This window comes from Stenotrophomonas sp. HMWF003, from assembly GCF_003061285.1.
In the GTDB taxonomy this organism is placed as follows: domain Bacteria; phylum Pseudomonadota; class Gammaproteobacteria; order Xanthomonadales; family Xanthomonadaceae; genus Stenotrophomonas; species Stenotrophomonas maltophilia_AP.
In genome coordinates this window covers 1-3444 of the sequence record NZ_QAIW01000470.1, presented here as the reverse complement: position 1 = coordinate 3444, position 3444 = coordinate 1, and the positions used below count along the sequence as shown (strand labels likewise).

Here is a 3444-nt window from a genome sequence, read left to right as displayed (position 1 = left end):
CTCCAGCGCCGCGCGCAGGTCGGTGGTGAGCGCCAGGTTGGTCTGCTGCTGGGCGGCGATCGCGCTGTTCCAGCTGTCCGCGCTGGCCGCGCGGCTGGCCTCGAAGCCGGCGTTGAGGCCCTCCAGCTGGCGCTGCACGGCGTCGCCGACACCGCGCTGCAGGGCGGTTGTTTCGGCGGCGATGCCGCGCAGGGTGCTGTCCATGATCGGCTGCAGTGCTTCGCCCACGGCACGTGCGCTGGCGGCGATGCTGTCTTTCAGCGCCAGCTCCACCGCGCCCGCCAGGCGGACGTGTTCGGCGTCCGCCTTGGCGTGGAAGGTCTCCTGGCTGGACAGCAGCTGCTGGTTGGCCTGCAGGCTCTGCTGCTCGATCGCCGCGGTCATCGCCTGCAGGCGCTCGACCAGCGCCGGCATCAGCGCGGCCTGCGCCTGCGCAAGGCGGAAGGTCTCGCTGCGCTGCCATGCCTGGGAATGGGGGTGCAGGTCGGTGGCCACGCGCGCATCGAGCTGCTGCACGGTCTGCAGGCGCTCGCGGCGGCACAGTGCCGACAGCAGGCCGAGCATCGCCGAGGTCGCCACGCCGGCGATGGAGGTGCCGAATGCCACCGCGAGGCCTTCCACCGGCGCCCCGAGCGAGCCGCGGATGGCCTGCAGGTCGGTGGCGCTTTCCAGTGCCAGCCCGGTGCCACGCAGCGTAGCCATCATGCCCAGCAGGGTGCCGAGCATGCCCAGCAGGACCAGCAGCCCCACCAGGTAGGGCGTCAGCACCGGGGCGGGCAGGGCAACACGCTCGCCGTCCACGCGCAGGCGCACCGCATTGCGCAGGCTGGCCGGTACGCGCTGCAACCAGGCGCCCAGGTCCTGCTCGGCCGCCGATACATCGGCCAACGCGTGCCCCAGGCCAGCGGTGGCCTGGCGGTAGCGGAACAGCTCGACGCCCCCGGCGGTGTAGCAGGCGGCAATCACCAGTGCGACCGCGAAACCCACCGGGTTCGACCCGATGTATCCCACGCCGATCCAGCACGCGGCAAACAGACCTGCAAGGAAAACGACGAGATAAAGACTAGTTCTGAACATGACGTCCCAGTTATCGGGGGCGAAGCGCTGCAAGCAGGCCTTCGATGGGTTGAAAACGAACATCCAGTTCGGCCAGCAGCACGCTCTGCATCGCGTGGTTGAACCGCAGCCGCCAGCCCTCATCGGGCGGCACCGCGTCGGCGTCGGCGGCCTCGCCTTCGACGGGCGTTGGCAGCGCCGCGTTGCGCAGCCGCTCGAAATGCTGGGCAAGCAGCGCAGGCACCGTGGCCAGCAACGCCTGCTCGCGCGGGCTCAGCGTCTGTTCCATCACCGCATCCACCTCGGCCAGCCGCCCCAGTTCGGGGCCGGCCAGGCTGAGCATGTCGCGCAGGCGGCCACGCAGCCGTCCGGTGTTGGCCTGCATCGAGCGCTGCAGGGCAACGACGCGTTGGCGGATCGCCGCCGCATCGTCCGTGGCGCCGGGCTTTGGCGGGTCAGGTTGCTGAACGATCGCGGCGGCCAGTACCGAGCGCACCCGCACGCATTCGGCCGCCTCGGCGGCATCGAACGCGACCGCCTCGGCAGGCGGGGGCGGCACCCTTCCGTCCAGCGCCCGCGACAGCGCCACCGCACGGTTCCAGTCGACCCACTGGCTCAGGCGGTCGGACAGGTCCGGGCTGGTCGGGGCCACCTGGCCGTCGGCAAATTCCGCCAACAGACGGATGAAGGCCGGGCCGGGCAGGGGCGGGCGGTGCTGCGGTTTCGCCATTGTTCCGGTTAAAACGCTGAATTTTACACCGGAAAGACAACGGGCCTGTCTGAACGAGGCGGCCGTACTAGTTGGCGCCATCCTCTGTGTCCGCCTCGACCGCGTCCGGGGCAAGGTAGCGGAAGGTCCATTGCCGCGGCTGGCGCTGCCAGCGCTGGTGACGCAGGCGCAGCGCGGCGATCGGCGCTGCCGTGGCGATCTCCAGCCGTTCGGGCTGGCGGATGCGCTCCCAGTGCAGCGGCGACTGGGCCGGGTCACCCGGATGCGCATCGGCCAGCGCGTGTGCGCCGTGCACATCCACCATCGCCGCCGGCATCTCACGGCCCTGCGCATCCAGCGGCACCGCGGTGGTCCAGTAGCCCTCGGTGCGCGCGCGCCAAGGCAGCGCCTGCTGCACGGTCACCCGGGTGGGCGAGGTCCACTGCACCTGCGCGTTCGGGTTGCGCCGCGAGAGGGCGCCCGGGACCAGTGTTTCCACCTCGGTGCCAAGGTGGGTGTCCACATCGACATCCAGTCGGATCCGGCGGATGGCGTCCACTTGGCTGCCGCGCGTGTTCAGTGGCAGGCGGAACGGAAACGCGATGTCCTTTTCGTCGGCGTGGAAGTCGCCCACCAATACCCACGGGTCCAGCACCGGCTGTGCGGACAGATTCGCCAGGCGCTTGCCCCTGGCGTCGAAGAAGTGCACGGCGCGCGGAGTTGCCGCGGTGAGGGCGAGCGCGTCCGGATCGTTGTTGGGCGATGCGCCGGTGCCGACGCGCCCGGCAATGCGGATCAACGGGCGGCCGTCGCGATGGTCGCGGTTCACCGCGAACTTCAGGCTGCCTTCGGTCTGCTTCAGTGCCGCCATGTCCAACAGCCCGGGCACGCGCTCTTCCGGCGGCGACGGTGGGTAATCGTCGGCGTTGGACGACATCGCCGAGAAGGGCGGTGCGTCGAGGTGGGCCTGGATCATCGCCGGATACGTCTCCAGCAGGGTCTCGCTCTCCAGGCGCTGCAGCGGGTCCAGATCCATCCGCGCCAGGTACATCCGCTGCTCGGTGGCGGGCAGGTCGTCGCGGGGTGCCAGTGTCAGCTGCATGCGCGCCTCGATCGGCATGCCGTCGGCACGCTGCAGCACCTGGCGGCCACGGCCCTGCACGTCGGTACCGGTGAGTTCCACGCTGACCACCACCTCGGCCGGCGTCAGTGACTGCACCTGCATCTGCGAGGTGAGTTCACCGAAGTCCCGGGTCTGGGCGCGACGGGTGATGCGTTGGCCAATGGCCAGCTGGGACGGCAGCGCCAAAGGCTGCAGGCCGCCCAGCTGCTGTTCGGCGTTGAGCAGGCGCGCGGCCTGCGGCTGCAGGGTCACGGTGTCGCGCCAGGCCGCCTGGTCGACGGCGCGCATGCCCGTGCTGGTGCCGTCAGCGGCCAGGGTCAGCTCGAAGCCGCCGTCCAGCAGGGCCAGCATGGCCCGCTCGTCGCCCACCTCCGGATCCAGGTCCAGCACCGTCTGCGTTTCGCCGGGGGCGCGCTGTTCGGTCCACAGGATGCGCGTGCGCAGGTGGGCGCTGCCATCGGCTGCGGTGTCGACCGCCAGGCTGTTGAGACTGCGCTGCCGGAACGTGCCGCGGTCCTGGCCGGCCAGACGGATGTCCAGGCCGACGTAGTAGACG

At 70.6% G+C, this 3444-nt stretch carries 3 protein-coding genes; all 3 read right to left on the bottom strand.

The window, feature by feature from the left end:
• Positions 1–1077, bottom strand: a 1077-nt coding sequence (locus DBR34_RS24480; protein WP_128098215.1) for a DUF802 domain-containing protein, incomplete at its 3' end; no start/stop codon positions are given.
• Between the two features lie 10 nt (positions 1078–1087).
• Entirely contained in the window at positions 1088–1786 is a 699-nt protein-coding gene (locus DBR34_RS20965; RefSeq protein WP_128098212.1) for a DUF3348 domain-containing protein, read from the bottom strand.
• A 67-nt stretch (positions 1787–1853) separates the two neighbouring features.
• The coding region (locus DBR34_RS21600) for a hypothetical protein (RefSeq protein ID WP_181394096.1) at positions 1854–3444 on the bottom strand (1591 nt) is incomplete at its 5' end.

Bases quoted from the DNA above. Each gene is read 5' to 3' on its own strand.
- DBR34_RS20965 (WP_128098212.1), bottom strand. From the start codon at position 1,786: ATGGCGAAACCGCAGCACCGCCCGCCCCTGCCCGGCCCGGCCTTCATC.